The sequence below is a fragment of the Tepidimonas sp. genome (assembly GCF_029335975.1).
In the GTDB taxonomy this organism is placed as follows: domain Bacteria; phylum Pseudomonadota; class Gammaproteobacteria; order Burkholderiales; family Burkholderiaceae_C; genus Tepidimonas.
The window spans coordinates 1-4,920 of the sequence record NZ_JARJMT020000198.1; the positions used below are offsets into that span (position 1 = coordinate 1).

The 4,920-nt window shown below is 66.4% G+C and carries 5 protein-coding genes; 3 read left to right on the forward strand and 2 right to left on the reverse strand.

The window, feature by feature from the left end:
* Window positions 1–20: 20 nt before the first annotated feature.
* Both dapA and bamC read left to right on the forward strand, forming a co-directional pair.
* Entirely contained in the window at window positions 21–905 is an 885-nt protein-coding gene (gene dapA, locus P3W97_RS10915; RefSeq protein ID WP_300846663.1) for a 4-hydroxy-tetrahydrodipicolinate synthase, read from the forward strand.
* A gap of 34 nt (window positions 906–939) precedes the next feature.
* Window positions 940–2,067 (forward strand): outer membrane protein assembly factor BamC, encoded by a 1,128-nt coding sequence (gene bamC / locus P3W97_RS10920; RefSeq protein WP_300846655.1) that lies wholly within the window; start codon window positions 940–942, stop codon window positions 2,065–2,067.
* A gap of 42 nt (window positions 2,068–2,109) precedes the next feature.
* Here bamC and ahpF read toward each other — a convergent pair whose 3' ends face one another.
* The gene (gene ahpF, locus P3W97_RS10925) at window positions 2,110–3,702 is read right to left on the reverse strand and encodes an alkyl hydroperoxide reductase subunit F (protein ID WP_300846657.1); all 1,593 of its coding nucleotides are present in this window, start codon (window positions 3,700–3,702) and stop codon (window positions 2,110–2,112) included.
* 129 nt (window positions 3,703–3,831) lie between these two features.
* Window positions 3,832–4,395 carry an alkyl hydroperoxide reductase subunit C gene (gene ahpC / locus P3W97_RS10930; protein ID WP_300846659.1) on the reverse strand — a complete coding sequence of 188 codons (564 nt, stop codon included), beginning with the start codon at window positions 4,393–4,395 and terminating at the stop codon, window positions 3,832–3,834.
* Window positions 4,396–4,723: 328 nt separating this feature from the next.
* On the opposite strand from ahpC, the gene P3W97_RS10935 reads away from it, so the two are divergent.
* On the forward strand, window positions 4,724–4,920 hold a 197-nt coding region (locus P3W97_RS10935), incomplete at its 3' end, for a hypothetical protein (protein WP_300846661.1).

Sequence of the window (4,920 nt, forward strand, 5' to 3'; positions counted from 1 at the left end):
ACTGGATTTGCGCCCACCTCATGAAGCCCATCACCGGCAGCATCGTCGCCCTCGTCACCCCCATGCACGAGGACGGCCGTGTCGACTACGACACCCTGCGCCAGCTCATCGACTGGCACATCGACCAAGGCACCGACTGCATCGGCGTGGTCGGCACCACCGGCGAGTCGCCCACGGTCAGCGTCGAGGAGCACTGCGAAATCATCCGCGTCGCCGTGGAGCAGGCCGCTGGCCGTCGGCCCATCATGGCCGGCTGCGGTGCCAACTCCACGCGCGAGGCGATCGCGCTGGCCGAGTTCGCCCGCCGGGTGGGCGCCGACTGCCAATTGCAGGTCGTGCCTTACTACAACAAGCCCACGCAAGAGGGCCTGTTCCAGCACTTCAGGGCGATCGCCGAGGCCACCGGCGACTTACCCATCGTCCTGTACAACGTGCCAGGCCGTACCGTGGCCGATCTGCAGCCCGAGACGGTGCTGCGCCTGGCCGAAGTGCCGGGCATCGTCGGCCTCAAAGAGGCCACGGGCAACATCGAACGCGCCCAATGGCTGATCCGCGAAAAGCCCGCTGATTTCGCCCTCTACTCGGGCGACGACGCCACCGCGGTCGCGCTGATGCTCTGCGGTGGCCAGGGCAACGTCAGCGTCACCGCCAATATCGCCCCACGCCTCATGCACGAGCTGTGCGTGGCGGCGATCGCGGGGGACGCTCGCGGCGCCATGCGAATCCAAATGCAGCTGCTGCCGCTGCACAAACAGCTCTTCGCCGAGGCCAACCCCATCCCCGTCAAGTGGGCCATGGCGCGCATGGGCCTGTGCGGCTCGACGCTGCGCCTGCCGATGACACCGCTGTCGGCCCAATACCAGCCGGCGCTCGAAGCGGCTTTGCATGCCGCCGGCCTGATCTGACGGATACGCCCCACCGCACGCCAAGGGAATCGACATGTCCGCACCTTACCGCCCCCACCTCGCGACCGCACGGCGGCTCGCGCCCCTGGCCCTGGTGGCGCTGCTCGCCAGCGGCTGCTCGGTGTTGGAGGAAGACCGCATCGACTACAAAAGTGCCAAGCAGATCAACCGCTTGGAAGTCCCGCCGGATCTGACGCAACTGGCACGCGATTCGCGCTATGCGCTGCCCGGGGCATCGGTCACCGCATCGGGCTATCAGGCCACGGCCAGCGCGCGCCCCAGCGGCGCTGCTGCCCCCGCTCAAATCGGTGATGTGCGCATCGAGCGCGCGGGCAACCAACGCTGGCTGGTCGTGGACCGCGCCCCCGACGAGCTCTGGCCTGCGCTACGCGACTTCTGGCAGGAAAACGGCTTTCTGCTCACGCTGGACCAGCCGCAATTGGGCCTGATGGAAACCGACTGGGCCGAAAACCGCGCCAAGATCCCGCAGGACATCATTCGCTCCACGATTGGCAAGCTGTTTGACAACCTGTACTCGACTGGGGAGCGCGACAAGTTCCGCACCCGGGTGGAACGCAATGCCGCCGGGGGCAGCGAAATCTTCATCAGCCACCGTGGCATGGTGGAGGTCTACACCACCGAGCGCAAGGACAACACCGTTTGGCAGCCGCGCCCCGCCGACCCGGAGCTCGAGGCCGAGTTTCTGCGTCGCTTGATGGTCAAGCTGGGCGTGAGCCAGGAACAGTCCAAAGCCGCCGTCGCGGCGGGCGCACGGCCGGCGATCGCGCGCATCGAAACCGTGGATGGCCTGCCGACCGTGGTCATCGACGAAAACTTCGACCGGGCCTGGCGCCGCGTGGGGCTGGCACTGGACCGCAGCGGCTTTACCGTGGAAGACCGCAACCGCGCCGAGGGCACCTACTTCGTGCGCTATGTGCCACCGGACGAGAACCCGCAAGCGCAATCGCGCGGCTTCCTGGGCCGCATCACCGGCTGGTTTGGCAGTTCCAGCACGGCGCAAAGCGGACCGGCGCGCTATCGCATCCGTGTCACGGCCACCGGTGAGCGTGCCACGGTGGTCGTGCTGGACGGCAACGGTCAGCCGGAGCGCTCCGCCACCGCGCAGCGCATCGCACAACTCATCGCCGACGACATGAAATAAAACGGGCGGCGCAAGCGCCGCCCGGGTGCAGGTCTTGGCCCGTCAGGCCGCCGCCGACTCCGGCTCCGCCTGCGGCGCTGGGGTGCGGATCAGGTAATCGAAGGCCGACAGCGCGGCTTTGGCCCCTTCGCCCGCCGCGATGACGATCTGCTTGTACGGCACGTTCGTGCAGTCGCCTGCGGCAAACACGCCGGGCACATTGGTGTGGCCCTTGGCGTCGACCACGATTTCGCCGAAGCGGTTGCGCTCGACCACGCCATCGAGCCACTCGGTGTTGGGCACCAATCCGATTTGCACGAAAACGCCCTCCAGCGCCAGGGTGTGCTGCGCCCCGCTTGCGCGGTCGAGCCAGCGCAAGCCGGTCACCTTCTGTCCATCGCCTTCCACCGCCAGGGTCTGCGCCTGGGTCAGTATGGTCACGTTGGGCAGGCTCTTGAGCTTGCTGACCAGCACCGCATCGGCCTTGAGCCGATCGGCAAACTCCAACAGCGTCACATGCGCGACGATGCCGGCCAGATCGATGGCCGCCTCGACCCCAGAGTTGCCGCCACCGATCACCGCCACCCGCTTGCCCTTGAACAGGGGGCCATCGCAGTGCGGGCAATAGGCCACGCCACGGTTTTTGTACTCGGCTTCGCCCGGCACGTTCAGGTTGCGCCAGCGCGCCCCCGTGGCCAGGATCACGCTGCGGGCGCGCAGTTCGGCCCCGTTGGCCAGCTGCACCCCCAGATAGCCGCCCACCGCTTCGGCGGGCAGCAGCGCCGCGACCGGCTGACCGTTCATCAAGTCCACCTCGTAATGGCGCACCTGCGCTTCCAGCGCGGCCGCAAACTTCGGGCCATCGGTTTCCAGCACCGAAATGTAGTTCTCGATCGCCAGCGTGTCGTTCACCTGCCCGCCAAAGCGCTCGGCCACGATGCCCGTGCGGATGCCCTTGCGCGCGGCATAGACGGCAGCGGCGGCACCGGCCGGGCCACCCCCGACGACCAGCACGTCGAACGGCTCTTTGGCCGACAACTGGGCCGCGGCGCGCGCCGCCGAGTCTGTGTCGAGTTTGGCGACGATCTCCTCCAGCGACATGCGCCCGGAGGCGAACACCTCGCCATTGAGCAAGACGAGCGGCACGGCCATCACATTGCGCTGCTCGACCTCGGCGGGGAACAGGGCACCGTCGATGACGGTGGTGTGCACGCGGGGGTTGAGGATGGCCATCAAGCTGAGTGCCTGCACCACGTCCGGGCAGTTGTGGCACGACAGCGACATGTAGACCTCGAAGCGGTACTCTCCGTCCAGGGCACGCACCTGCTCCAGCACTTCGGGGGCCACCTTGGGCGGGTGCCCGCCTGTCCACAGCAGGGCCAACACCAGTGAGGTGAATTCATGCCCCAACGGGATGGCGGCAAAGGTCAAATCTTGCTGCCCATCCGCCGAGCGGATGGCAAAAGAGGGCCGACGCACATCGCTGCCGTCGGTGCGCACGGTGATCTTGCCGTCGGACAGCCGGCCGATGGTGCGCAGCAGTTGCTCCAGCTCGCGGGCGCTGGCCGAGTCATCGAGCGAGGCCACCAGCTCGAACGGCTGGCTGACGCGCGTCAGATAGGCCTGAAGTTGGGATTGCAGTTGATCGTCGAGCATAGGGGTTCTCCGGGGAAGGGCGGGATGACTGGGGCAGCGTCCGACGCACCGGCCCAGGCCTGAAGGCGCCGGAGCGGCGGGTGGTCCGGCAACCCGGCCGGACCGCGGGGATGGTTCAGACCGTCGGGATCAGATCTTGCCGACCAGATCCAGCGACGGGGCGATGGTCTTGGCGCCTTCGTTCCACTTGGCCGGGCAAACCTCGCCCGGATGCTCGGCCACGTACTTGGCGGCCTTGAGCTTGCGCAGGGTTTCCTTGACGTCGCGCGCGATGGCGTTGTCGTGGATCTCGACGGTCTTGATCACCCCTTCCGGGTTGATCACGAAGGTGCCGCGCAGGGCCAGACCCTCTTCCTCGATGTGCACGCCAAATGCGCGGGTCAATTGGTGCGTCGGGTCGCCCACCAGCGGGAACTTGGCCTTGCCCACGGCCGGGCTGGTCTCGTGCCACACCTTGTGCGAGAAGTGGGTATCGGTGGTGACGACATAGACCTCGGCGCCCAATTTCTGGAACTCGGCGTAGTTGTCGGCCGCGTCTTCGACCTCGGTCGGGCAGTTGAAGGTGAAGGCCGCCGGCATGAAGATCAGGACCGACCACTTGCCCTTGAGAGTCTGCTCGGTGACTTCGATGAACTTGCCGTTGTGGAAGGCCTGGGCCTTGAACGCGGGGATTGGGGTGTTGATCAGCGACATGCTGCTTTCCTTTCGTGGTTGAAAAACGGGTTTGAACAGAACCGCCAAGGCCTTACCAAAGCGGCTGGCTCGCTGCTGGCGACGAGGCATATAATAGCCTGGAATAATCAATCGCTCTTATTAATAGTTTTCATTGCATACATAGCCAATCCTTCACGATTTTGCGAATCGTTCGTGTTTCATGGCCAAGCTCCCCCGAGCGGTATGCCACGGCCCCCGACGCGCCCGCGCCGCCCTGGGCGCTTGGAGTGTCTATCATCGCGCGGATGGCTCTTTGGGCGCGCCCTGTACCTGCGCCCTTGGCGACGATATGGATTCTGAAGTCATGATGCGCGCCGCACGCGTCCCATCGGCCCCTGCAACGGCACCACCACCGCTGGGCCGCGCCACGACCCACCGCACCCGGCTGCGGAGCGTGGTGCTGGGGGTGTTGGCCGTGCATGCCGTGGCCTTGTGGGCTTTGCACGGCCCATGGAGCGCACCCGCCCCAACCCCGACCGCATCCAAGGTGGTGCAAGTCACTGT